Below are 24,002 nucleotides of genomic sequence, written 5' to 3'. Positions count from 1 at the left end.
GGCGGGGGGTCGGAAACCGTTTCGGGTGTCGATCGTCCCGCTATCGCGGTTCTAAACGTTTATCCGTCGGCTGGCCGTACAGCGATTCGTCTGGGCCGGTAGCTCAGTTAGGGAGAGCGTCCGGCTTTTAACCGGACGGTCGGGGGTTCGAATCCCTCCCGGCCCGTACTCCTCGCGGCGAGCACTCCGCGAGCCGCGAGGCCGTCGAAAAGGGAGGGATTCGAATCAAGGAACGGAGCGAAGCGGAGTGACTGTGGTTCGAATCCCTCCCGGCCCGTACAACGAGACGGTGAGCAACGCGAACCGTCGAGTGAACCGGTCAGGAGGGATTCGAAGCAGCCAGTCGCGCGCAGTGAGCGGAGCGAACGAGCACGTCTGGGCGTGATTCAAATCTCGTCGCACCCAACGGGTGCGACTGACCCGCGCTCACGAACGTCAAAAGGGGGAGAGAGTGTGACGCGTCGAATCGAACCGCTCAGTACCCGAGCTGCTCGCGCACGAGGACGACCGTCGTCCGACCCTCCTCGGTCTCGCGGCGGTAGATCAGCTGCTTGGCGACGGCGGACTCGACGCCGTACGCCTCCTGCGCGCGCTCGTTCTCCAGCGGGTACGCGACCGACTCCAGCCGGTCGAACGCGTCGTCGAGCGTCGGGACGATCTTGTTGATCCCGGTGACGATGACGACGTTCCCCGCCGCGAACGGGTACGCGCCGATCCGGCTGCCGGAGAGGTCGGCGGCGACGAGCTCGCCCGTCTGGGCGATGGCGTTGATACCGCCGAGGAAGTAGTCGGCCGTCTGCGACTCGCGCCGCGCGGTCTGTCGCTCCGCGTCGTCGTCGATGCCCCAGATCTGGTCCGGGAGGCTCTCCCACTCGTGGTCGCCCTCGCTCAGGAACTCGTCGAACCCGATCTCTTCGAGCGTCGTCGAGTGCCCGTTCATCACGGAGACGCCGGCGGGGATCTGAGATTTCACGGTTGCCAGCGCCTCGTCGGCGTCGTCGACGACGATCACGTCGAAGCCGCGTTCCTCCAGATTGGCGACCGTCTCCTCGACGGTCTCGTCGTCGGGAAGCCCGTCCAGTTCCGCGTCGATCTCCGTCTCGTCTGCGTAGTCGGCTTTCTGCTGTGGCATGGTGAACGTGAGAACCTCGTCGATAGATCGGAGGGCCGGGAGTCACTTAACCGCTCGCGGACACCGCCGTCCGGTGGTTACGCCGGTGTTACCCTCGTGTCTCACGAGCCGAATGTGAGGGTCGGTAGCGCGGTGCGCGGTGAGGCGAAGGGAGACGCGGGCGAGCGACGAGCGGACCGCTACGCGGTCGGTCGTCGATAAAAGTCGCGTGTCGTCGGGGCCCGTAGGGGGCGCGCGACGGTCGGTCTGCGGACGGTTCGGCGAAGCGGCTGCGGTCGGTGTGGGTGGTGTGGCCTACGCGAAGCTCACATCGCGCCGCCCATACCGCCCATGCCGCCCATGCCGCCGCCCATTCCGCCGGGCGCGCCGCCGGGGCCGCCCTCGTCGCCGCCGTCGTCGGTGCCGCCGCCCTTGAGGTCGCCGGCCGCGATGACGTCGTCGATGCGGAGGATCATGACGGCCGCCTCGGTGGCGGACTCGATGGCCTGGGTCTTGACGCGGAGCGGCTCCACGACGCCCTCGGCCTCCATGTCGATCACGTCGCCCGTGTAGGCGTCGAGACCGGCGCCGAACTCGCCGCCGTCGTGGCGGGAGCGGAGGTCGACCAGCGAGTCGATGGGGTCGAGGCCCGCGTTCTCGGCGAGGGTGCGCGGGACGACCTCTAAGGCGTCGGCGAACGCCTCGACGGCGAGCTGCTCGCGGCCGCCGACGGAGTCGGCGAAGTCGCGGAGCTGGAGGGCGAGCTCGGCCTCGGGGGCGCCGCCGCCGGGCAGCACCTTCCCGTCGAGCAGCGTCGTGCGGACGACGCCGAGCGAGTCGTCGATGGCGCGCTCGACCTCGTCGACGACGTGTTCGGTGCCGCCGCGGAGGATGAGCGTGACGGACTTCGCCTCCTCGACATCCTCGACGAAGATGCGCTCGTCGCCGCCGATGTCCTTCTGGGCGACGGAGCCGGCGAAGCCGAGGTCGTCCGTCTCGATGTCGTCGAGGTTGGAGACGACGCGGCCGCCGGTCGCGCGGGCGAGGCGCTTGAGGTCGTCGGACTTCGCGCGGCGGACGGCGAGGATGCCCTCCTGCGCGAGGTAGTGCTGGGCCATGTCGTCGATGCCGTCACCGACGAAGACGACGTCGGCGCCGATGTCGACGAGGTGGTCGACCATCTCGCGGAGCTGGGCCTCCTCCTGGTCGAGGAACTGCTGGAGCTGGTCGGGGTCGGTGACGTTGACCTCGGCGTCGATCTCGGTCTCCTTCACCTCGATGGCGCCGTCGAACAGCGCCACGTCGGCGTCCTCGACCGCGAAGGGCATGTTCTCGTCGACGCGCTCCTTGTCGACGATGACGCCCTCGACGAGCTCGGACTCGTCGATGGAGCTGCCGACGACCTTCTCGACGGAGACGTTCTCCGTGTCGATGCCGTCGTCGTCCTGAACCGCGAGGACGGCGTCGACGACGAGCTCGGCGAGGAGGTCCTTGGAGTTCTCCGCGCCCTTGCCCGTCATCGCCGTCTCGGCGATCTCGACGAGCGTGTCGCGGTCGTCCGCGGAGACGTCGATGGCCTCGTCTTCGAGGATCGACTTGGCCTCCTCGGCGGCCTGGCGGTACCCCTGTGCGAGGGTCGTCGCGTGGATGTCCTGATCGAGGAGCTCCTCGGCCTGATCGAGGAGCTCACCGGCGACCACGACCGCGGAGGTAGTGCCGTCGCCGACCTCCTCCTCCTGCGTCTCGCTTACCTCGACGATCATGTTGGCCGCCGGGTGGTCGATGTCCATCTCCTTCAGGATGGTGACGCCGTCGTTCGTGACGACGACGGACCCGCCGGAGTCGACGAGCATCTTGTCCATCCCTTTCGGGCCGAGCGTGGTGCGGACCGACTCCGCGACCGCTTTGCCGGCCGTGATATTCATGTTCTGCGCGTCCTTTCCGGAGGTACGCTGCGACTCTTCAGAAAGTACGATCATGGGCTGATTGCCCATCCGCTGACGCTGTGACATTACGACCATTGATTGTTTGTGATTCTATATAAATCCTTCGCTCGTATCGTGCGAAACCGCAACACGGTGGGGGAGTATCGACCGGTATGCGGTGCGTTCACACGGCCCTTTTTATAGAACTCCAGATCAACTGCTGGACGCAAATAGGTTATAAACGGACTGCGGTGGCGCGTGCCGGTGAGCGCCGCACCGCGGCGCGAACCGCACGCGCGAGGGAGTCGCTGGCTCCCGGAGCGAAGCGGAGGGTGCCAGCGACGAGGCTGGGGAGGTGTGAGGCTGCGGTCGCGGTGCGGTGCGGTTGCTGTGGGGGTGGGACGCAAAGGGGCAGTCACCGGCGGCTCCGCCGCCGGTTGCCCGTGGCGCGTACCGCCACGCTGCCGAGAGGCGGGCGCAGGCGTTCACGAGAGCGAAGCTCTCGCGAGCCAATCAGAACGTGAAGCGTTCTGATGACGACGCAAGCACCACAGGGAGCGAACGAAGTGAGTGACCGAGGAGCGTGGTTCGAGAGAGCGAAGCACTCTCGTCATCACGAGACGCCGTCGGCGTCTCGAACGACAGCGAGCGTGCGCCCGCCTCCCGGCTGGGGCTTTGGAGATGTTCGCCGTCGATCTGTGGTCAGGTGCTTATAAGCGAGCGACTGGGGCTTTGGAGGAGTTCTCCACATCACCAATAACAGCAGTTTATAGACAAACAGCGACGCCGCCCGCGACTCCGAGAAATTCTGCCGATTATTGCGGCGCGTTGAAGCTCACGTCGTCGTCGAGTTCGTTCGACATGCGCTCCAAGTACGAGTACACCGCGCCGTGCGGTGCCCCGTCGAGCAGCATCCCGACCGCCCGCCGGACCACTTCGAGCTCCTCGGGCTGGCCCACCGCGCCCACGGTCGACCCGTAGACGACGACGTTGGCGCCCGACAGCTCCTCTAACAGCTCTCGCGTGCGACCGTTCTCGCCGATGATCCGGCCCTTCTTGCGCTGGAGGTCGTTGTCGTTGCGGGTGTGCTCCGACAGGTCGATCAGGTCGAGCGTCCGGAGGTCGTGGTCGAGGATCGACAGCGCCGTCTCCGGCTTGAAGCCGCGGCCGATCGCCTTGATGATGTCGGGAGCCACCATCGCCGCGACGGGGTCGTCGCGCTCCTCGATGGCGACGCTCCCCGACTCCGAGTCGATGTCGAGCCGCACGTTCGCCCGCTCTTCGATCTCCCGCATCGTCTCGCCGCCGGCGCCGATGACGACGCCGATCCGGTCCTGCGGAACCGTCACGTGTTGCATATCACGGAGTACCCGGCGGAGCCTTTTAAGGGTGTTCCGCCGCGGGCGGTGTGTGGCCGCGTGACGGTGGTCTCCAGCCTCTTGAGGGCCGTGTCGCCGCGATCTACTCGTCGGACCCCTCTCCGGAGTCGTCCCGTCCGCCCGACCCCGGCCCTCGGTCTTCTCCCGGCTCCCCGTTCGGGTCCGGCTCCGGCTCCGTCACGTACGCGCGGAGGTCGTCGGGGTCGACGTCGATCCCCTGCCGGGTGAAAAAGGCCGACACGTTCTCGCAGTCGCGCCTCAGGAACTCCCCGGCGTTGGGATGGTGAACCGTCACGGCCTGTCCCAGATCGATGATCACCAGCTCGCCCTCGTGGATGATCATGTTGTACTCGGAGAGGTCGCCGTGGATCAGCCCGGCGCCGTACAGCCGACGCATGTACTCGCGGACGACCTCGTAGGCGGTCTCGGGGTTCTCCACGTCGACCTCGCTCAGCCGCCGGGCGCGGTCCTCGGCGTGGCCGACCAGCTCCATCACGAGGACGTTGCGCTGGACCGCGATCGGCTCTGGCACCCGGACGCCGGCCTTGCGCGCGCGTTCGAGGTTCGCGAACTCCTTGCGGGTCCACGCCAGCACGACCGCCTTCTTGTCGCTCGCGATCCCTTCGAACCGCGGGTCGCCCTCCAGGTAGTCGCGCATCTGTCGGAAGTTCGAGGAGTTGATCCGGTACACCTTCACCGCGACCTCGCGCTCGGGGGTGACGCCCTCCGGCCCGCCGCCCGCCGCCTCCGAACCCGGCTCGGGACGCTCGCCGGCCTGCCCGCCGAGCGCCTCGAAGACGCTCGCCTCCTTCCCGGTCGACACCGGCCCGCCGAACGCGTCGACGTAGCCGTCCTGGACCAGCTTGTACACCGCGGCCAGCGTGGCGTCGTCGAACACCGACTCCTGGAGCTTGAACTGCTCCGTGTCCTTGATCCGCTTGCGGAACTCGTCGAACTCGCGGTCCTGCCGCCGGGCGATCCGGTCGGCCTCGGTGTCGGAGACGTCGAGCTGCTCCCACTCGTCGCCGGGCTGGTCCGCGGGTTCGAGCAGGCCGAAGTCCTCGCTCATTCGTGGCAGGGTTCGGCGCCGCGAGGGATAAGCGAGGGGGTCGGCGGCGGCGTCCCCCCGCGCGCCGTCAGTCGTCGGCGACGGGCGCCGCCTCGCCCTCGCTCACGAACCCGTCGTCCGTCGCCCGCTCGGCGATCCGGGGCTGGAACACCCACGCCGCCAGCGCCACGATCGGGATCATCGACGCGCCGACGACCGCGTACCCGACGTGGAGGTTCGGAAGCAGCGGGGCGGCGTACACGAGGGGGTAGACGATCCCGCCGACGGTGCCGACGCCGCCGACGACGCCCGCCACGGCGCCGGAGCTGTCCGGGAACATGGCGGGCACCTGCGCGAAGATCGCCCCTTCGGAGAACGCACAGCCCATGCCGACGAGGAACCCGGCGCCGACGGCGACGAGCACCCGGCCGGAGAGCCCCGCGAGCGTCATCCCGAACATCGCGAGCACGACGAAACACAGCGAGACGAACGTCCACTGCTCGCGGTAGCGGCCCGGGAACAGCGGGATGATGTTCCGCTCGGCCCGCGCCAGCCGGTCGCTGACGTAGCCGCCGATCGGGCGCAGCAGTCCGGCGGCGACGGAGAACGTCGCGGCGAACGTCGACGCGAGCACGAGGTTCCGCGTGCCGAATCCCTCGCGGTAGTAGGTGGCGAGCCACCCGTTCATCGACAGTTCGAGCCCGAACGTCATTACGTACGCGAGCGCCAACACGACCGTGCCGTACCGGGTCGCGGTGAAGAGCCACTCTCGAAGTCTCGCGCTCTCTCTCGTCGCCGCGCGCTTCTCGCTGCTCTTCGCGGCCTCGCCGAACGCGTAGTAGACGCCCGCGAGCAGGATCGACACCACGCCGGTGTAGAAGAACGCGGCGCGCCAGTTCGTGGCGAAGATCGGTCCCTCCCACCCGGTCGAGAACACCCGAGGGAGCACGAGCGCCCCGCCCGCCGCGCCGGCGTTGCCGATCCCCGCGTAGATCCCCTCAGCGGTGCCGAGCTCCTCGGCTTCGAACCACTCGGAGACGTGCTGGATCCCGATTACGAACGTGATCCCCGCCGTGGCCACGATCAGTCGCGCGGCGAAGAACGTCGCGTACGACTCGGCGAACGCGCTCCAGATCGAGAAGACCCCGACGTACGCCAGCACGATGGCGAAGATCGTCGGCGCCCCGAACCGGTCCGAGAGCCACCCCGTGAGGACCCGTCCGAACGGCGCCAGCCAGATCGCCGCGCTCGCCAAGACCCCGATCTCGGCCAGCGACAGCCCGAACTCCTCGGCCATCGGCCCCGTGAACGGCGCGAACGAGAACCAGATTAAAAAGGAGAAGTTGAACCCGACCGTCGCGAGCAGCAGCGTCCGGTACTTCGTCATCTCGATCGGGCTGTTCACGCGCACCACCCCTCGCCGGTCGGCGCCCGCCCGTGCGGATCGCCCTCGCTGACTGTCGGTTTCTCATCCGTCTGCGCCTCGAAGCATTCGAACGTACGGTAATTCACGTTGAAAGGGCATGAACCCGACGTTAATAAGATAACTGATGGACATATGTACGTCGATAGTTGATAGAATGAGTAATAGCAAACTCCCACGCTTCGAGCCCATTTTATTCTTTATTTTAGAAAGAGAATTTTTCTTAGTGAGAAATAAGCGCCGTCAAAAGCCATGATTTAAATTTATCTACCGTATGATCGTTCATTACATGGACAGAATAGCGAGAACGGCGGAGCGCGTCTCCGGCAACGAGGCGCGTACTACCGGAACGGCGCGCCCGGAGATCACTCGGAGGCGACCGGTTCGGGGTCCCGGCGCCCGCGTCGCTCCGGCGCCGCGATCCGCACCGCGCACTGCTTGAGATTCGGTTCGGCGGAGTCCGGGTCGACCGCTGACAGCGTGAGTTCGTTGATCGCCCCGTTGTGGATCGGCAGCCAGATCATTCCGGGCGGCACGTCGTCGTTCGCGCTCACCGCGACGCGCACGTCGCCCCGCCGGGACGCGATCACCGTCTCCCCCCGGTCGAACGCCTCCAAGTGGCGAGCGATCGTCTCGGGGTGGATCCGGGCCGTGGGGGCCCCGTCCGCGCCGTCGCGCGTCCGGACGCCGGTGTTGTAGACGCCGTCGGCCCGGCCCGTCGTCAGCGTGAGCGGGTACTCGCCGTCGACCGGCTCCGGCACCTCGGCGTGCGCGGCCGTCGAGAACCGGGCGCGGCCCGACGGCGTCTCGAACGACCAGTCGCCGCCGTCGCGGTACCGGTAGCCGCCCTCGGCGTCCGCGCTCGGGGCGGGCCAGCGGACCGCCAGTTCGTCGGCGAGCCGATCGTAGGAGATCCCGGACAGGTCGGCCGTCGTGCCGGCGGTGAGGGCGCGCATCTCGTCGAACACCGCGCCCGGGTCAAGCGGCGGGTCGTCGAACAGGCCGGGGTGGATCCGGTTGCCGATCGCCGCGATGACGTCGAGGTCCTGCCTGGCCTTCCCCGGGGGATCGGCGGCCGCGGTGACCCGCGAGACGCGGCGCTCCATGTTCGTCGTCGTTCCCTCGGACTCCCCCCACGTGGCCGCGGGCAACACCACGTCGGCGTGGGCGACGGTGTCCGACCGGAACGCGTCCTGGACGATCAGGAACGCCTCGTCGAGCGCGCGCTCGACGTGGCCGGCGTCGGGCATCCCGGCGGCCGGGTTCGTCGCGACCGTCCAGCAGACGTCGACGTTGCCGCGGGCGAGCTCGTCGACGATGCGCACGAACCCCGGCCCGGGATCGTCGGGGAGGCGCCCGAGCGGCACGTCCCACGCGTCCGCGACGTCGCGTCGGGCGTCCGGGTCGTCGAACGGCCGGTGGCCCGGCCACGTCCGCTTCGAGGCGCAGACGCGGTTCCCCATCGAGTTGGCCTGTCCCGTGAGCGAGAACGGGCCGCTCCCCGGCCCCATGTTGCCCGTCGCGAGACAGAGGTCGATGATCGCCCGCGCCGTCCCCGTGCCCTGGATGCTCTGGTTGACGCCCATCCCCCAGTAGATCAGCGAGTCCGCGGCCAGCGCGCCGGCAATCTCGTCGACCCGTTCGAGCGGGACGTCCGCGGTCGCCGCGGCGTCGGCGGCGGCCGGGAGCGACTCGACGGCCTCGGCGTACCCCTCGGTGTGTCGCTCGACGAACCGCTCGTCGACCGCACCGCGCTCGACGACGCGGGCAAGGACGGCCCGGGCCAGCGCGAGGTCGGTGCCCGGCTCGGGCGCGATGTGGCGGTCGGCGGCCGCCGCCGTCCGCGTCTCCACCGGGTCGACGACGATCAGGTCGCCGTCGCCCGCGGCGGCGCTGTTCTCGATCCACGAGTGGAGGACCGGGTGGGCGACGGCGGGGTTCGCGCCCCAGACGACGTGGGTGTCCGCCGCCGGGACGTCGTCGTACGTCGGCGGCGGCCCGTCGCTGCCGAACGCCTGATGGTACGCCATGACCGCCGAGGCCATACACAGCGTCGTGTTCGCGTCGTAGTACCGCGTCCCGAACGCGCCGCGGGTGACCTTCCCCAGCGCGTAGGCGGCCTCGTTCGTCTGCTGCCCGCTCCCCAGCACGGCGACGTTGTCCGGGCTCTCCCGGATCGCCTCGATGAGCCGGGTCGCGACGACGCCGAGGGCGGTGTCCCAGTCCGTCGGTCGGAGCGACCCGCCGCGACGGATCAGCGGCCGCGTCAGCCGGTCCGCGCCGGGGTCGACGGTCTCGCTGACCCCGCGCTGACAGGTGCGGCCGCCGGTGGCCGGGTGGGCCGGGTCCCCGGAGACGTCGACGACGCGCCGGTCGTCGTCCGCCGCCTCCTGGCGGTAGCCGCAGCCGACCGCGCAGCGCATACAAGTGGTCGGTCGCCGCTCGGTCATAATGCGGGCGGCGGAACTGATCGATCGTCGTTTCCATTGGCGTCGTCGTCGGGAATCATTTCGACTGGATACACGATGGCCTGTGCGACGGATAACTGTTGTCTGTCATCAAAGACCGCGTTGTATCGCGTTTCTGGTGGGTTCTACGCGACAAAGATGGAAGGTCTCCCTATCGATTAGATGTCCTTACCCAATATCGGCGTTCGATCTCGGATTTCCGATCCGAGTTCTTCTAACCCAAATAATTCCGAGAATTATAAATTCGTACCTCTTACTCCGCAATTATCCGTCGCGAACGGACGAAGTGCCGCACTCTGAAGAGAGCGCGCGTATTTTTCGTTTTTATTAAAGATACAACACTTTATGCGGCGATACCTATGCGATATTCAGACAAATGACGAAGATAATTGGAAATTCGTCGTCAATGGCTCGGACCGGTAACTCGGGTGGGACCGCGTGACGAACAAGAAGGAGACGTGGAAGGAGGGGATGTACGGGGACGAGGTCCGGGAGAAGATCCTGGAGTTCGCCGAGGCCGGGTGGGAGTCGATCCCGGAGGACGAGCGCGACATGTGGTTCTCCCGGTTCAAGTTCTGGGGCGTCTTCCACCAGCGCTCCGGCCAGGAGAGCTACTTCATGCTGCGGCTGGCGAACGCGAACGGCCAGCTCACCGCCGAACAGCTGCGCGCCGTCGGCGAGGTCGCCGCGGAGTACGCGCGGGGGCCGGCCTCGAACCCGGAGTTCGGCGACGCGTGGATCGACCTCACCACCCGCCAGTCGATCCAGCTCCACTGGCTCAAGCTGGAGGACGTCCCGGCGATCTGGGAGAAGCTCGAAGGCGTCGGCCTCTCGTCGCGCTCGTCGGGGGGCGACACGATGCGGAACATCTCGGGCTGTCCGGTGGCCGGTCGCGACGAACACGAGTTCGTCGACGCGCAGCCGGTGCTCGACGAGATCACGGCGAAGCTCCGCGCCGACGACGACCTCGCGAACATGCCCCGGAAGTTCAACATCAGCGTCACCGGCTGCCGGGAGGGGTGCGCGCAGGACTCGATCAACGGGATCGGCCTCGAACCGGCCGAGAAGACGGTCGACGGCGAGGCGGTGCGGGGGTTCAACGTCCGCGTCGGCGGCGGCCTCGGCGGCCGCGAGCCCCGGCGGGCGCGGAGCCTCGACGTGTTCGTCACGCCCGAGAACGCGTACGACGTGGTGCGGGGGTTCGTCGAGCTGTACTTCGAGCACGGCGACCGGGAGAACCGCCAGAAGAACCGGAGCCGCTTCTTCGTCGACGAGCGGGGCACGGACGCGATCCGCGAGCGCCTCCAGGCGTCGTACGTCGACTTCGACCTCCGGCGCGCGGGCGATGACCTCCGCGACGAGTACACGTACAACGCGGGGAAGGCGCCGTCCGAGGGGAAACACGACCACGTCGGCGTCCACGAGCAGACGGACGGGCGCTACTACGTCGGCCTCGCGGTACCGATCGGACGCCTGACCGCCGCCGAGACGGTCCGGTTGGCCGACCTCGCCGCGGCGCACGGCTCGGGCGAGATGCGGCTGACGCGGCGGCAGAACCCGCTGATCTTGGACGTGCCCGAGTCGGAGCTCGACGACCTGCTCGACGCCGAGCTGCTCGACACCCACAGCCCCGAACCGAGCGTGTTCACCCGCGGGGCGATGGCGTGTACGGGCACGGAGTTCTGCTCGCTGGCGCTGACGGAGACGAAGGCCCGGACGGCGGCGATGCTCCGGTGGCTGCGCGCCAACGTGGAGCTCCCGGACGACGTCGAGCAGATCAAGATCCACTACTCGGGCTGCACGGCCGACTGCGGGCAGGCGATGACCGCCGACATCGGCTTCCAGGGGATGCGGGCGCGGAAGGACGGCGAGATGGTGGAGGCCATCGACGTCGGCGTCGGCGGCGGGATCGGCCCCGAGCCCTCCTTCGTCGAGTGGATCAGGCAGCGCGTCCCGGCCGACGAGGTGCCGGGCCTGCTGCGGAACCTCCTGAACGCGTTCGCGGCCGACCGCGAGGCGGGACAGACGTTCCGGGAGTGGGTCGAGGTGACCGGCGAGGCGGCGCTCGTCGAGCTGGCCGAGCCCGAGGAGACCGACTACGAGGACCCCTGCCTCCACGACGCGAAGCGGTCGTGGTACCCGTTCGCCGACGGGGAGGGGCCCGCGCCGACCGACGCCGACGGGACGCCGACGGCGACGGAGAGCGATGACTGACCGGAGCGCCGAGAGGCCCGCCGAGCGCGCCCGCGACCGCGCCGGCGAGGCGACGCCGGAGCGGTCGCGCGGTCGCGGCGACGCGACCGTCCCGGTGGCGTCGATGGACGTCGCGCCGGAGCTGTTCCCGGCGGAGCCGACCGGCGACGAGACGGAGCGGGGTGCGGAGTGAACGACCCCGTCCCGACCACCTGTATGCGCTGCGCGGTCGGCTGCGGCCACCTCACGGGGCGGGTCGACTCGGGGTACGGGATCGACGGCGTCCGGGGCGACGTGGCCCACCCGACGAACCGCGGCCTCGCCTGCGCCCGCGGCATCGACGAGACGCAGAACCCCGACGGCGAGTGGCTGACGAGGCCGTACGTCCGGGCCGGCGGCGAGCTCCGCCGCACCACGTGGGACGTCGCGCTCTCGCGGGTCGTCGACGAGTTCCGCGACGTGCTGGAGCGGGACCGCGACGGGCTGGCGGTGCTCGGGAGCGGACAGCAGACGAACGAGGCCGCCTACGCGCTCGGGAAGCTGGCCCGGGGCGGCTTCGGGACGCGCCACTACGACGCGAACACGACGCTGTGTATGGCGAGCGCCGTGACCGCGTACGACGACGCGTTCGGGAGCGACGCGCCCCCGCCGACGTACGACGATATCGAGGGCGCGACGACCCACGTCGTCTGGGGCGCGAACCCGGCGGTGGCCCACCCCGTGCTGTTCCGCTGGATAGTCGAGAGCGCGACGGAGGACGGGAGCCGCCTGATCGTCGTCGACCCCGTCGAGACGCAGACCGCGGCGGAGGGCGATCGACACGTTGCGCCCGAGCCTGGCACAGACCTCGCGCTGGCTCGGGCCGTCCTCGCCCGCGTCGTCGAGCGCGACGAGGTGGACGGGGCGTTCGTCGAGAGAGCGACGACCGGCTTCGATGCGCTCCGCGCCGAGCTCCCCGACCCGGCGGAGGCCGCGGCGACCGCAGGAGTCCCGCTCGCGGCCGTGGACGCGCTCGCCGATGCGCTCCGGGACCCGACGCTCGTCTACTGGGGCATGGGGGTCAACCAGAGCGCGCAGGGGACCGCCACCGCCGGCGCGCTGATCGACCTCTGCCTCGCGACCGGCAACATGGGCCCGGGAAGCGGCCCGTTCTCGCTGACCGGACAGGCCAACTCGATGGGCACGCGCGTCTGCTCGTCGAAGGGGTCGTGGCCGGGGATGCGCGCCTTCGAGGACCCGGACGAGCGGCGGACGATCGCCGAGGCGTGGTACGTGCCCGTCGAGCGCCTCCCCGACGACGCCGGCCCGGGACCGGTGGGGATCGCGGAAGCGATCGACGACGGGCCCGTCGAGGCCGTCTGGGCCGTCGCGACGAACCCGGCCGCGGGGCTCCCGGACGCGTCGGCCGCCCGCGAACGCCTCCGGGACGCGTTCCTCGTCGTCCAGGACGCCTTCCACACCGACACCACCGAGCTGGCGGACGTCGTCCTCCCGGCCGCGACGTGGGGGGAGTCCGACGGCACGGCGATGAACATGGAGCGACAGGTCTCGCGCGTCCGGCCCGCCTCGGAGCTCGCGCCGGCCGTGCGGACCGACCTCGACATCGTCGCGTCGGTCGGCGAGGCGCTCGTTCCCGGGCTGTTCCCGGCGACGGAGCCCGAGGCCGTGTTCGACGAGTTCGCCGCGCTGACCGCCGGGACGGACGCCGACTGCTCCGGGATCTCCTACGACCGACTCCGAGAGGAGCGCGCGGTCCGCTGGCCTGCTCCGTCGGCGAAGTCGGAGGGCGGCTACCGCTACCGCGACGACGGCGACTGGTCGTTTCGGACGCCCTCCGGCCGCGCGCGGTTCTCGACCGGGACCCACGCCGAGGTGCCGGAGCCGGTCGACGAGTCGTATCCGCTCACGCTGACGACCGGCCGCGAGCCCGACGGGTACAACACCGGGATCCGGTCGCGGGACGGGGACGCGGACTCCCCGGTCGGCGCGCGCGTCAACCCGGACACGGTCGCGGCGGTGAACGACGGGAGGGCGTCGGCCGACGAGGCGGAAATCGAACCCGACGAGACCGCGCGCCTCTCCTCGCGGCGCGGATCGATCCGCGTCCGCGTGACCGCCGACGCGGCCGTCCCGACCGGGACGGTCTGGCTGCCGATCCACCGCGCCGAGACGAACGAGCTGACGCTTTCGGCCACCGACCCGCGGTCGAACGAACCGAACTACAAGCAGTGCGCGGTCGCGCTTGCGCCGGTCGCCGACGAGGTCGGCGCCGAGGAGCCGAACCGGACCAAGCCGACCGCCGACGACTGAGGACGGAGCCGCCACAGCACCAACCCTATGTCAAACAGAATCACGACCGTGAACGCGTACACGACGCTCGACCTCGTCGCCGCGGAGGTCGAGACCCACGAGACCGCCCTGTCGCTCGACGGGGTCGTGGACGTCGCCGTGGGTGACGAGTCGCCGGACCGCGTCGTACTGAGCGTCGAACTGGACACCGTCGGCGTCGACGCGGTGCCGCCGCACGCCGACCGGGTTCGGTTGACCCCCGAGCAGGCGGAGACGCTGGCCGACGACCTGAACGAATACGCCGCGGACGCGAGGGAGGAGTCCGACTGAGAGCCGCTCCGTCCGGCTACAACACGTCGAGCGCGTCCTCGACCGGCATGTGGCCGTCCCGAACGGCCTCCAGGATCGTCCGGCGCTCCTCGGTCTCCGGGTCGGTCGCGTCGTCGCCGCCCTCGTCGCCCTCGCCGACCTCCGAGAGCGTCACTTTCTCCGTCTCGCCGACGAACTCCGGGAAGTCGGTGCCGTCCGCGAGCGCTTTCTCCTTCTTCACCCGATACGAGCCGGCGTCGGTGGTGTAGAGGTCGCCCGGGTGGAAGAAGAACCAGTCCTCGCGGTCGAACCGCACCGCGATCCGGGCCTTCGCGCCGAAGTTCCGCGCGAAGAACAGCAGCGCCTCCACCTCCTCGCCGGTGAGATAGATGGGGTCGCCCGCGCTCGACTTCGCCTCGATGGCGTAGAACGTCTCGCCGTCGCCCGCGAGCACGTCGGGCAGCTCCCGCTCCGTGGCGGAGCCGCTGGCCGGCGCGCGCATCACGGCGAACCCGGCCTCGTCCAGGGCGTTCACCAGTTCGCGCTCGCGGCGGTCCCCCTTCCGGTTAGCGGACACGGTCGTCGTCACCCGGTTCGGTCATGTGCGTCGTAGCGGCGAGCGGGGCAAAAGCCCGACGGCTCGCGGGGCGCCGGGAGCGGGCGCGACCGCGGGCGCGTCACTCCCGCATCCGCTCGGCGTGTTCGACGACGACTCGCCCGAGTCGCTCGGTGCGGCCGCGGAGGTCCTCGTCGGTGATCCGCGGCTCGCCGTCGGGGCTGGCCGCGACCGTCTCGACCTTCGAGGAGGCGCCCTGAATCCCGACCTCGTGGGGCACCGTCCACGCGTGGACGTTGCGGAACGTCGACCGGAGGTGTTCGAGCGTGCCGCCGTACGACCCACCGCCCGCGGTCGCGAGCAGCCCCACGGCCGTGTTCGCGTACTCGTCGGAGCCGCAGAAGTCGTGGAAGTTCTTGAACGTCGACGAGTAGGAGCCGCGGTAGACGGGCGTGCCGGCGAGGACGCCGTCGGCCTCGCGAACGCGGCGCTTCAGTTCCTCGCTGTCCCCCTGCGCGTCCTCCTCAGGGTGGTACAGCGGGAGGTCGGCGGCGGCCAGATCGATCAGGTCGGTGTCGGCACCGGCGTCGGCCGCGGCGTCGAGCGCGACGCGGAGCGCGGCCCGCGTGGTGCTGTCCGCGCTCCGACTGCCGGAGACGGCCGCGATTCGGGTCATAATCCGGGTTCTGGGGCGAGTAATAAAAAAACGGAGGCGATCGAAGCGGTCCAGAAACGAGATCACAGTTGCCGACGGTTCGTCCACGGCTCTGGGGGGAGCGTTTCGCTTTTTTAAACCCAGTCGGCTATTTATAACTAACCGACTACGGACCGACGGCGAACATCTCCAAAGCCCCAGCCGTGAGGACGACGCACGCTCGTTGCGCTCCTCACTCGGTCGCTACCGCTCCCTCACTGCGGTGCTTACGTCGCCTGCGTCGTCCTCACGGCTGGGGCTTTGAGTCCCGCCTCGCACAGCGACCGCCGGAAGACGGTCCTGCTCGCTCACTGCGTTCGCTGCGGGGCTACGACTTCCGTGCTCCCGTTCGCTCCCTCCGGTCGCTCACGGGACCGCACCTCACGCCTCCCCAGCCTCGTCAGTCGCCTCCGCTTCGCTCCGGCGACTGACTCCAGCGAGGGACCGAAGGTCCCTCTGGCAGCCGGCGCGTAGCGCCGGCGACAGCGAGGCGCGACGCGCCTCTGGCAGTCGGGCGAAGCCCGACGACCTCGCGCGTGCGACTCGCGCCCTGTGGGCGCTCGTCGGCACGCGCCACCGCCGTTCGTTTATAAATAGCGAGTGGCGGCTCACTCGCGCAAGCCTCGCGACCGACACCGGGCATTATTGTCCCCGCCGCCGACGTGGGCGACATGGACCAGATTGCCTTCGGCACGGACGGCTGGCGCGCGACGCTCGACACCTTCACCGACGAGCGCGTGCGGATCGTCGGGCAGGCGGTCGCGGACCACCTCGACGCGGCGGGGCGCGACGAGCCGGTCGCCGTGGGGTACGACGCCCGCGAGACCTCGGAGGGGTTCGCCGAGAGCCTCGCCGAGGTGCTCGCCGGCAACGGCTTCGACGTACTGCTCCCAGAGCGCGACGCGCCGACGCCCGTCATCGCTCACGCGATCGTCTCCCGCGGCCTGGCCGGCGCGTGTATGGTCACGGCCTCGCACAACCCGCCCGAGTACAACGGCGTGAAGTTCATCCCGCACGACGGGGCGCCCGCGCTCCCCGACGTGACCGAGGACGTCGTCGAGCGGCTCGCGGAGCCGGACCTGCTCCCCGAAAGCGAACGCGGGGCGATCGAGCGCGTCGACCTCGTGAGCGATCACGCCGACGCCGCCCGCGAGGTCGTCGGGCGCGTCGCCGGGAGCGGGAACGGGGGCGACGCGGTCGACCTCTCCGGGCTCACGGTCGCGTACGACGCGATGCACGGGAGCGGACGCGGCGTCACGGACGCCCTCCTCGAGTCGGCCGGCGCGGAGGTCGTCCGCCTGCGCTGCGAGCGCGACGTGACCTTCGGCGGCGACTCCCCCGAGCCGTCGGCCGAACACCTCGGAGAACTGGCCGAGCGCGTGACCGACCCCCAAAGCGACGTCGACCTCGGGGTCGCCAACGACGGCGACGCCGACCGGATCGCGGTCGTCACGCCCGAGCGCGGCGTCCTCGACGCCAACCTCTTCTATTCGGCCTGCTACGACCGGCTCCTGGAGGCCGACTCCGGGCCCGCGGTCCGCACCGTCTCGACGACGTTCCTCGTCGACCGCATCGCGGAGGCGCACGGCGAGGACGTGTACGAGACGCCGGTCGGCTTCAAGTGGGTCGCCGAGGCGATGGGCGAGCACGACGCGCTGTTCGGCGGCGAGGAGTCGGGCGGGTTCACCCTCCGCGGCCACGTCCGCGAGAAGGACGGCGTGCTGATGGCGCTGCTCGCGGCCGCGACCCACGCCGCCGAGCCGTTCGACGCGCGCGTCGACCGCCTGCTCGACGAGCACGGCCGCATCGCGGCCGGGAAGGTGTCGCTCGACTGCCCCGACGACCGGAAGGAAGGCGTCCTCGACGAGCTCGAAGACCACATCCCGGAGTCCGTCCGCGGCTCCCCCGTCGCGAAGGTCGTCACCCTCGACGGGTTCAAGCTCCTCTTGGAGAACGGCTCGTGGCTGCTCGTCCGCCCCTCCGGCACCGAGCCGAAGCTGCGCGTGTACGCGGAGGCCGACTCCGAGGGCGCCGTCGGCGACCTGCTCGCCGAGGGGCGCGACCTCGTCGAACCGCTCATCTGAGGCCGGACCCGAACGGCGGGCGGTGACCGGCCGGGACCGTCCGCCCGGACGAGTTTCAGTTTCGCCTTGCGTTCGGCTCGTTTATTTATAAATTAACCTCGTATCGTCACGTACGGCCTACCCCGGCCGAAAGCCCACATGATCGACGAGCCACTGCCAGCGGCCGAGGGCATCGACGCGGAATCGAACTCAGCCGACGAGATCGCGAGCGGTGACGCGGGCGGTCACGACGCGACCGATCGAAAGGCACCCGACCGCGACGCGGCTGATCCGTCCCGTGAGCCGGCGGCGTCCGGCCGGGACCCGCGGGAGGAACCGGACCGAGCCACCGACCCGCCGCCCGACCGGCCCGACGGCGACGCGACCTGTGAACGCGACCGCGGACCGGACGACGAAGGCGACGAGGCGGACGGATCCGACGCGGGCGAATACCGGCTCGAACGGCTCCGACTGTGGCGGACCGTCGTCACGCTCGCGGTCGTCGTCGCCCGCCTCGTCCGGTCGCTCTGAGCGGTCGGTCGCCGTTCCGATCGGGTGCCTTTTTAGGTGATACCGCCCAAGTTGAACGTATATGTTCAAGGCCATCGTGGGCGCGTCGACGTTTCAGGACGCGCTCGATTCGGTGAGCGTGTTGGTCGACGAGTGTAAGATCCGCCTGAACGAGGAGGAGCTCTCCATCCGGGCCGTCGACCCCGCCAACGTCGGCATGGTCGACCTCACGCTGGAGGCGGCCGCGTTCGAATCCTACGACGCCGACGGCGGCGTCATCGGGGTCAACCTCGCCCGACTGGAGGACATCGCCGGCATGGCCAACTCGGGCGACCTGATCCACCTCGAACTCGACGAGGAGACCCGCAAGCTCCACATCGAGATCGACGGCCTATCCTACACCCTCGCGCTCATCGACCCCGACTCGATCCGCCAGGAGCCGGACATCCCGGACCTCGACCTCGCCTCCGAGATCGTCGTCGAGGGCGCCCAGCTCGACCGCGGGATCAAGGCCGCCGACATGGTCTCCGACCACATCCGCCTCCGCGTCGACGAGACCGACGAGGCGTTCTTCATCGAGGCCGAGGGCGACACCGACGACGTGAACCTCAAGCTCGACCGCGAGGACCTCATCGCGCTCACCGCCGGCCCCGCCGACTCGCTGTTCAGCCTCGACTACCTGAAGGACATGAACAAGGCGATCCCCTCCGACGCAGAGGTCACCGTCGAGCTCGGCGAGGAGTTCCCCGTCAAGCTCCACTACGGCTTCGCGGAGGGGCTGGGGAACGCAACGTATATGCTAGCCCCCCGCATTCAGAGCGAGTAAATTGCCGAGGGAAACGTGTCTAGGATGCGGAAAGTCGTTCAAGCGGGTCGGTAGTCACTGGGCACGCGGAAGCTGTTACTACCCCGAGATTCCCACGTACCTTCGCGAGATCCTCATCGGCTGTCTCATGGGTGACGGATCCGTCCCGAAGACGAACGACGGTTCTCACGGCCTGTTCCGTCTCCCGATGGTTAACAAGCAATTCTTGGAGTGGTTCGACCACGAGATAGGGATATTGAGTACCGGTGTCTCGCTTAAAAAGACGGCAGCGGAACTGGCGCAGAATAACCGTGAATCGGGGTTCAGCCCAAATGCGAGGGCTGAGAACTATCACGATATGTACACCGTCATATCGCGCTCCCACCCGTTCATGCGGTCACTTCGTCAATGGTACCGATCCGGCGAGAAGCGGTTCCCAGAGAGCCTATCGCTCACGCCACGGATCGCGAAGATGTGGTACGTCTGTGACGGGTGTCTCGACGTTCAAGAGAACGGTGAGCCTAGAGCCGCGATACGGATACGGAACCGAGACGAGCGTCAGGAATTCCTTTTGAATCTGTTTGAGGAGGTCGATCTCTCTCCAACGTACAACCGCGAAACGATCCGCTTTGGAGTCGAAGAGACCCGCTCGTTCCTCGACTGGATGGGCAACCCGCCGCCCGGGTTCGAGTACAAGTGGGTGCTCGACTCGCGAGAGCGCTACGATCGCCTGAAGGCACAGGCGTACGGCGAGGCACACGCTTTATAAATCGTCTACGACCGGAATCGACACCGTCACCCGCGTCCCGCGCGGCTCCCGGTCGGCGTACTCGACATCGGCGCCGACCGCGGCGGCGCCCCATGCGACGACCCACAGCCCCAGCCCCGACCCGTGTTCGAGGGCCGTCTCGCGGCCCGACTCGACCGCCTCGACCTCGTGGTCCGGGATTCCGGGGCCGTCGTCCTCGACGGTGAGGACGAAGCGGGCGTCGCCCGCGGTCGTTCCCTCGCCGTCGCCCCCCTCCCGGCGGAGCGCGACCCGCACCCACGCCTCGCCGTCCTCGCGCTCGGCCCCCTCGCCGTCGTGGTGGTCGATCGCGTTTTCCACGGTGTTCTCGACGACCGCGCGGAGCGCGTCCGGCCTGACCCGCGTGGTCCAGTCGCCGTCTCCGGCGTCGTCGCTCTCCGCGGCGTCGTCGCCCTCGACGGCGAGTTCGACGGGCGCCGCGTCGTCGCGCTCGCGGGCGTCGGCGACGACCGAGTCGACGAGCTCGCGGACGTCGGTAGCGACGGGATCGTTGTCAGCGAGGAGGCGCTCGACGGTGCCCGCCTTCTCGCCGAGCGCGGCCAGCGCGCCCGCACGGCGCTCGACGGCGTCGGCCATCCGGACCAGTTCCGGGTCCTCTAGGCGGTCGCGGAGGATCTCGCCGTAGCCGTGGACGACGCCGGCGTCATTGCGGAGGTTGTGGCGGAGGATTCGGTTGAGAACCTCCAGCTGCTGGCGGCGGCGCTCGCGTTCGGTGACGTCGGAGAGGACGACCGTGTAGCCGACGTGGGTCCCGTTCGGGTCGGTCAGTCGGGAGACCGACACCGCGTAGGTTCGCCGCCCCGTTCCGGCCGCGGAGTCGATCTCGACCGTCTCGCGGGAGCCGCCGTCCCCGGGCTCGGAACCGGCGGAATCGGTCTCGTCGCCGGGGCCGTCGTCCGGATCGCTCCCACCGGTCACGAGGGCGGCGTCGGCGCCGTCACCGACGGCGACCGGCAGCTCCAGGAACTCGGCGAGCGGGCGGTCGCGAGCGGTCTCGGCGTCGACGCCGAGCACCGTCTCGGCGGCGGGGTTGAGCCGGACGACGCGGCGGTCGAGCGCGAGCGCGAGAATGGGGTCCCGGAGGTCGTCGATCGCGGTGCGCTCGGCGGCGCGGCTGGTCGTCGGGTTCCGGTCGAACATCTCCGCGCGGTCGAACGCGTACGCGTCGAGGATCATGTGCGGAACGAACATCAGCGGCGCGAGCTGGAGCTGCGGGACCGGGCCGATCTGGAGCGTCCACGCGACCAAGGCGAACCCCGGCGGCAGCGAGCTCAGGGCGACCGCGGCGCTCTCGCGGCGGTACAGCGGCCCGTAGCTGAGGAGCGTGTCGACGAGGAGGAAGACGGCGCTGGCGACGAGGACCGTCTCCGCGGCGACGGTGAGGTACGCCCACGGCCCGAACGCGTACGAGACGGTCTCGACGCCGAAGGCGGGGTCGGGCGCGAGGCCGGTCCAGAAGGCGCCGTGGAGCGGGTTCGTGGCGACGAGCGCGGACGAGAGGAGGCCGAACCCGACGATCGCGCCGAACAGGCGGCTCCGGACCACGTCGCTCCGACCGGTGTACTCCAACGCGAAGCCGAGGAAGGCGATCCCGGTCCAGATCACGCCAAGCCACATCGTCGCCTCCAGTGCGGCGCGGAGCGTCGGGTCGGTGACGAGCAGCCCGACCCCGTAGGAGCAACACCACGTCGCCTGTGCGGCGAACACCCCGAGGAACCAGTCGACCCCGGGACGGCCGCGGTGTTCGCGGATCGCCCACGCGAGCGCGAGCGCTCCCGCCCCGCCCGCGAGCGAGCCGACGGCGGGCCACGCCGGGACGAGGTCGAGAGCCATACGTGGGAACGACGGCGACGGCGGGCGTAAAACTGTCGCGCGACGACGGGCCGCCAGTTGCTCACGCGGTCCGCCGGTCCGTCGTCCGGTTCGGCGTCCGAACGCCGCGGTCGTGAGGACGGACCGCCGACCTGAGAGGAGATCCGAAGCGGACCGCGCTACAGATGCCGTTCGATGACGCGCTTCGCGGCCTGGCCCTTCTCCTTCCAGCCGTACCCCTCGTCGTACACGTGGCGCTTGGCGTCGACGAGCTCTCCCGGCGTCGACTCCTCGAAGCCGCCGCGGTCCCACGCGCCCGACTCGCGGAGCCACTCGATCACGTTCTCGCGGGTCTCGGGCCACGAAAGGCCGACCATCTCGTACCACGCCACCATCGCGAAGACGGCGTTGTCGTGACAGCCGGGGACGGAGCCGTGCTCGTAGACGGTCCGCATCGGGTCGCGGGTGGGCTCGGAGACGCGCTCCTTGAACTCGGCGGCGGTGAGGAGTCGGAGGCGGTCGCCGTCCTCGACGACGCGCTGGTCGCGACGGAGCGCGCCGAGCGCCGCTTTGTGGAGCCCGCCCCACTCCGCCGGAATCGCGTCTCGCAGCGCCGCCTCCGAGAGGCCCTCGGGCTCCGCCGTGAGGACCGAGAGGAGGTCCGTGTACGCCTTCTCGACGGTGGGCCAGCTCACGCCCTCGAACTCGCAGTCGGCGTCGTGGAGGCTGTTCGTCGTCCGACAGCCCGGACACGGGTAGCGGAACGTCGGCACGAGGCGACGCTTCGGCGCGGCGGGAGTTAGGGGTTTCGCGACGACCGCCACGGACGTTGCTGAGGTTCCGAAACGTTTACTCGCCGCCCGGACGCGAGTGTACACGGTATGACAAAGGTCAGCGTTATCGGTGCGGCGGGGACCGTCGGGGCCGCGGCCGGCTACAACCTCGCGCTGCGCGACGTGGTCGACGAGCTCGTCTTCGTCGACATTCCGGACCAGCGCGAGACGACGATCGGACAGGCCGCCGACGCGAACCACGGCGTCGCCTACGACTCGAACACGACCGTCCGGCAGGGCGAGTACGAGGACACCGCCGGCTCGGACGTCGTCGTCATCACCGCCGGCATCCCGCGACAGGAGGGCCAGACCCGCATCGACCTGGCCGGCGACAACGCCCCCATCATGGAGGACATCGGCTCGTCGCTGGCCGAGCACAACGACGACTTCGTCACCGTCACCACCTCCAACCCGGTCGACCTACTGAACCGCCACCTCTACGAGGCGGGCGACCGCGACCGGCACGAGGTGGTCGGCTTCGGCGGGCGGCTCGACTCCGCGCGCTTCCGCTACGTCCTCTCCGAACGCTTCGACGCGCCCGTGAAGAACGTCGAGGCGACGATCCTGGGCGAACACGGCGACGCGCAGGCGCCCGTCTTCTCGAAGGTCCGCGTGAACGGCCGCGACCCGTCGTTCGACGCCGACGAGAAAGAGCAGATCCTCGCGGATCTTCAGGAGTCCGCGATGGACGTCATCAGCCGGAAGGGCGCCACGCAGTGGGGGCCCGCCACCGGCGTCGCGCACACCGTCGAAGCGATCCTGAACGACACCGGCGAGGTGCTCCCCTGTTCGGTCGTGCTCGACGGCGAGTACGGCTACGAGGACACCGCGCTCGGCGTGCCCGCGAAGCTGGGCTCGGACGGCGTCGAGGAGGTCGTCGAGTGGGACCTCGACGAGTACGAGACCGAGCTGCTCGACGAGGCCGCCGAGAAGCTCTCCGAGCAGTACGAGAAGATCGCGTAACGGACGCTTCGCTACCCACCGACTTTTTACCGCTGCCGCGCCCTCGTCCGAGCATGAACCGTGCCGAGATCGACACCGACGACCTCCTGAAAGTCGTGTTGCTGCTCGTCGTCGTGTGGCTTCTGGTGGAGATCGTCGGGGCCGTCCTCGAGGTCGCCTTCTGGCTGCTCGACGCGCTGCCGACGCTGATCGGGATCGCGCTCGTCGTCCTGATCGCGTTACACCTGACTGACCGGATCTGAGGCGACGGTCGACGTGTTCAGCCTCAACGTCCCGCTCCCGACCGCGGTGGAGCGGCTGGCGGCCGATCTCCACCCGAAACTGTCGGGGTTCGACCGCGTGCGCGAGCGCCACACGCTCGTCTGTAAGCGGTTCGGCGTCGCGGACGTGCGGAGCGAGGAGGGTGAGGGAGCGGAGAGGCCAGAGGTCCCGGACAGAGAGGCCGCCGTCGACCGCCTGCGCGAGCGGCTTCGCCGGCCGCTCGCCGGGGTCGACCCCTTCGAGGTCGCCGTCACCGGCGTCGACGTCTTCGACGCGCCGCGGTCGGGGTCGCGGCCGGTCGTGTACCTGGCCGTCGAGAGCGACGAGTTGGTCCGGGTTCACCGGCGGCTCTGTGACGCGTTCGGCGCGGTCGAGGGGATCGAGGGCGACGAGTACGTACCCCACATCACGCTGGCTCGCGGCGGGAATCCCGAGCCGGGCGCGGTCGCCGGCCTCGTCGGCGCCGAGTTCGACCCGATCCGGTGGCGCGTCCACGCGCTCGACGCCTGGGACCCGGAGTTCCGGGAGGTCGCGGCGAGCGTAAAGTTATAA

At 69.5% G+C, this 24,002-nt stretch carries 21 protein-coding genes and 1 tRNA gene; 12 read left to right on the top strand and 10 right to left on the bottom strand.

Translation table 11 applies throughout. From position 1 onward, the window contains the following. Nucleotides 1-92: 92 nt before the first annotated feature. A tRNA-Lys gene (locus BM286_RS00520) sits at nt 93-166 on the top strand. A 309-nt stretch (nt 167-475) separates the two neighbouring features. Here the strand turns inward: BM286_RS00520 and BM286_RS00515 are convergent. The 6 genes from BM286_RS00515 to nasA (BM286_RS00490) form a co-directional block, all read right to left on the bottom strand. Next, nucleotides 476-1,132: a lactate utilization protein gene (locus BM286_RS00515; protein WP_092919386.1), complete on the bottom strand. Its 657-nt coding sequence runs from the start codon at nt 1,130-1,132 to the stop codon at nt 476-478. Nucleotides 1,133-1,437: 305 nt separating this feature from the next. Further along, entirely contained in the window at nt 1,438-3,090 is a 1,653-nt protein-coding gene (gene thsA, locus BM286_RS00510; RefSeq protein WP_092919384.1) for a thermosome subunit alpha, read from the bottom strand. Nucleotides 3,091-3,851: 761 nt separating this feature from the next. After that, on the bottom strand, nt 3,852-4,394 hold the full coding sequence (locus BM286_RS00505) for a KH domain-containing protein (protein WP_008444741.1): 543 nt from the start codon (nt 4,392-4,394) through the stop codon (nt 3,852-3,854). 103 nt (nt 4,395-4,497) lie between these two features. Then, entirely contained in the window at nt 4,498-5,484 is a 987-nt protein-coding gene (gene rio1 / locus BM286_RS00500) for a serine/threonine-protein kinase Rio1 (protein WP_092919382.1), read from the bottom strand. Between the two features lie 67 nt (nt 5,485-5,551). After that, nucleotides 5,552-6,850, bottom strand: a complete 1,299-nt coding sequence (locus BM286_RS00495) for an MFS transporter (protein WP_092920464.1) — start codon at nt 6,848-6,850, stop codon at nt 5,552-5,554. Nucleotides 6,851-7,251: 401 nt separating this feature from the next. Next, entirely contained in the window at nt 7,252-9,336 is a 2,085-nt protein-coding gene (nasA, locus tag BM286_RS00490; protein ID WP_092919380.1) for an assimilatory nitrate reductase NasA, read from the bottom strand. A 456-nt stretch (nt 9,337-9,792) separates the two neighbouring features. Here nasA (BM286_RS00490) and BM286_RS00485 point away from each other — a divergent pair, with 456 nt between their 5' ends. From BM286_RS00485 to BM286_RS00470, 4 genes are read left to right on the top strand one after another with little or no spacing between them, the layout of a single operon-like run. Further along, the gene (locus tag BM286_RS00485; protein WP_092919378.1) at nt 9,793-11,568 is read left to right on the top strand and encodes a nitrite/sulfite reductase; all 1,776 of its coding nucleotides are present in this window, start codon (nt 9,793-9,795) and stop codon (nt 11,566-11,568) included. Next, nucleotides 11,561-11,740, top strand: coding sequence for a hypothetical protein (locus BM286_RS00480; RefSeq protein WP_092919376.1), 180 nt, complete (start codon nt 11,561-11,563; stop codon nt 11,738-11,740). The genes BM286_RS00485 and BM286_RS00480 overlap by 8 nt, the downstream gene beginning before the upstream one ends. Continuing rightward, nucleotides 11,737-13,857 carry an assimilatory nitrate reductase NasA gene (nasA, locus tag BM286_RS00475; RefSeq protein ID WP_092919374.1) on the top strand — a complete coding sequence of 707 codons (2,121 nt, stop codon included), beginning with the start codon at nt 11,737-11,739 and terminating at the stop codon, nt 13,855-13,857. The genes BM286_RS00480 and nasA (BM286_RS00475) overlap by 4 nt, the downstream gene beginning before the upstream one ends. Before the next feature lie 27 nt (nt 13,858-13,884). Then, nucleotides 13,885-14,166, top strand: a complete 282-nt coding sequence (locus BM286_RS00470) for a DUF6360 family protein (protein WP_092919372.1) — start codon at nt 13,885-13,887, stop codon at nt 14,164-14,166. A 16-nt stretch (nt 14,167-14,182) separates the two neighbouring features. On the opposite strand, the gene hjc is transcribed toward BM286_RS00470, so the two are convergent. Beyond that, complete coding sequence (hjc, locus tag BM286_RS00465; protein WP_092919370.1) at nt 14,183-14,734, bottom strand: Holliday junction resolvase Hjc; 552 nt, start codon at nt 14,732-14,734, stop codon at nt 14,183-14,185. Nucleotides 14,735-14,822: 88 nt separating this feature from the next. Beyond that, nucleotides 14,823-15,377: an NADPH-dependent FMN reductase gene (locus BM286_RS00460; protein WP_092919368.1), complete on the bottom strand. Its 555-nt coding sequence runs from the start codon at nt 15,375-15,377 to the stop codon at nt 14,823-14,825. Between the two features lie 689 nt (nt 15,378-16,066). On the opposite strand from BM286_RS00460, the gene BM286_RS00455 reads away from it, so the two are divergent. From BM286_RS00455 to BM286_RS00440, 4 genes are all read left to right on the top strand, one after another. Next, nucleotides 16,067-17,479, top strand: coding sequence for a phosphoglucomutase/phosphomannomutase family protein (locus tag BM286_RS00455; RefSeq protein ID WP_092919366.1), 1,413 nt, complete (start codon nt 16,067-16,069; stop codon nt 17,477-17,479). Nucleotides 17,480-17,617: 138 nt separating this feature from the next. Continuing rightward, entirely contained in the window at nt 17,618-17,989 is a 372-nt protein-coding gene (locus tag BM286_RS00450; protein WP_092919364.1) for a hypothetical protein, read from the top strand. 61 nt (nt 17,990-18,050) lie between these two features. Further along, a complete protein-coding gene (locus tag BM286_RS00445) occupies nt 18,051-18,794 on the top strand; it encodes a DNA polymerase sliding clamp (RefSeq protein WP_092919362.1) in 744 nt (247 codons plus the stop codon). A gap of 1 nt (nt 18,795) precedes the next feature. Continuing rightward, nucleotides 18,796-19,542 (top strand): hypothetical protein, encoded by a 747-nt coding sequence (locus BM286_RS00440; protein ID WP_137717991.1) that lies wholly within the window; start codon nt 18,796-18,798, stop codon nt 19,540-19,542. Here BM286_RS00440 and BM286_RS00435 read toward each other — a convergent pair. Both BM286_RS00435 and BM286_RS00430 read right to left on the bottom strand, forming a co-directional pair. Then, complete coding sequence (locus BM286_RS00435; RefSeq protein WP_092919358.1) at nt 19,537-21,414, bottom strand: sensor histidine kinase; 1,878 nt, start codon at nt 21,412-21,414, stop codon at nt 19,537-19,539. The two genes, BM286_RS00440 and BM286_RS00435, sit on opposite strands and share 6 nt — an antisense overlap. A gap of 158 nt (nt 21,415-21,572) precedes the next feature. After that, nucleotides 21,573-22,166, bottom strand: a complete 594-nt coding sequence (locus BM286_RS00430; protein WP_092920463.1) for a DUF7474 family protein — start codon at nt 22,164-22,166, stop codon at nt 21,573-21,575. Between the two features lie 108 nt (nt 22,167-22,274). Between BM286_RS00430 and mdh the strand changes: the two genes are divergently transcribed. Genes mdh through BM286_RS00415 form a run of 3 tightly spaced genes read left to right on the top strand, consistent with a single transcriptional unit; the run spans nt 22,275 to nt 24,002 of the window. After that, nucleotides 22,275-23,189 (top strand): malate dehydrogenase, encoded by a 915-nt coding sequence (gene mdh, locus BM286_RS00425; RefSeq protein ID WP_092919356.1) that lies wholly within the window; start codon nt 22,275-22,277, stop codon nt 23,187-23,189. A gap of 53 nt (nt 23,190-23,242) precedes the next feature. Continuing rightward, the gene (locus BM286_RS00420) at nt 23,243-23,431 is read left to right on the top strand and encodes a DUF7554 family protein (RefSeq protein ID WP_092919354.1); all 189 of its coding nucleotides are present in this window, start codon (nt 23,243-23,245) and stop codon (nt 23,429-23,431) included. Nucleotides 23,432-23,444: 13 nt separating this feature from the next. Beyond that, nucleotides 23,445-24,002, top strand: a complete 558-nt coding sequence (locus BM286_RS00415) for a 2'-5' RNA ligase family protein (protein ID WP_092919352.1) — start codon at nt 23,445-23,447, stop codon at nt 24,000-24,002.

The organism is Halorubrum sodomense (genome assembly GCF_900111935.1).
In the GTDB taxonomy this organism is placed as follows: Archaea; Halobacteriota; Halobacteria; order Halobacteriales; family Haloferacaceae; genus Halorubrum; species Halorubrum sodomense.
This window is presented reverse-complemented; position numbering and strand designations above follow the sequence as displayed.

What these genes read in the sequence shown, in the direction of transcription:
- BM286_RS00515 (WP_092919386.1), bottom strand. Translation starts at nt 1,132, where the DNA reads ATGCCACAGCAGAAAGCCGACTACGCAGACGAGACGGAGATCGACGCG.
- thsA (WP_092919384.1), bottom strand. Translation starts at nt 3,090, where the DNA reads ATGATCGTACTTTCTGAAGAGTCGCAGCGTACCTCCGGAAAGGACGCG.
- BM286_RS00505 (WP_008444741.1), bottom strand. Translation starts at nt 4,394, where the DNA reads ATGCAACACGTGACGGTTCCGCAGGACCGGATCGGCGTCGTCATCGGC.
- rio1 (WP_092919382.1), bottom strand. Translation starts at nt 5,484, where the DNA reads ATGAGCGAGGACTTCGGCCTGCTCGAACCCGCGGACCAGCCCGGCGAC.
- BM286_RS00495 (WP_092920464.1), bottom strand. Translation starts at nt 6,850, where the DNA reads ATGACGAAGTACCGGACGCTGCTGCTCGCGACGGTCGGGTTCAACTTC.
- nasA (WP_092919380.1), bottom strand. Translation starts at nt 9,336, where the DNA reads ATGACCGAGCGGCGACCGACCACTTGTATGCGCTGCGCGGTCGGCTGC.
- BM286_RS00480 (WP_092919376.1), top strand. Translation starts at nt 11,561, where the DNA reads ATGACTGACCGGAGCGCCGAGAGGCCCGCCGAGCGCGCCCGCGACCGC.
- BM286_RS00470 (WP_092919372.1), top strand. Translation starts at nt 13,885, where the DNA reads ATGTCAAACAGAATCACGACCGTGAACGCGTACACGACGCTCGACCTC.
- BM286_RS00460 (WP_092919368.1), bottom strand. Translation starts at nt 15,377, where the DNA reads ATGACCCGAATCGCGGCCGTCTCCGGCAGTCGGAGCGCGGACAGCACC.
- BM286_RS00455 (WP_092919366.1), top strand. Translation starts at nt 16,067, where the DNA reads ATGGACCAGATTGCCTTCGGCACGGACGGCTGGCGCGCGACGCTCGAC.
- BM286_RS00450 (WP_092919364.1), top strand. Translation starts at nt 17,618, where the DNA reads ATGATCGACGAGCCACTGCCAGCGGCCGAGGGCATCGACGCGGAATCG.
- BM286_RS00445 (WP_092919362.1), top strand. Translation starts at nt 18,051, where the DNA reads ATGTTCAAGGCCATCGTGGGCGCGTCGACGTTTCAGGACGCGCTCGAT.
- BM286_RS00435 (WP_092919358.1), bottom strand. Translation starts at nt 21,414, where the DNA reads ATGGCTCTCGACCTCGTCCCGGCGTGGCCCGCCGTCGGCTCGCTCGCG.
- mdh (WP_092919356.1), top strand. Translation starts at nt 22,275, where the DNA reads ATGACAAAGGTCAGCGTTATCGGTGCGGCGGGGACCGTCGGGGCCGCG.
- BM286_RS00420 (WP_092919354.1), top strand. Translation starts at nt 23,243, where the DNA reads ATGAACCGTGCCGAGATCGACACCGACGACCTCCTGAAAGTCGTGTTG.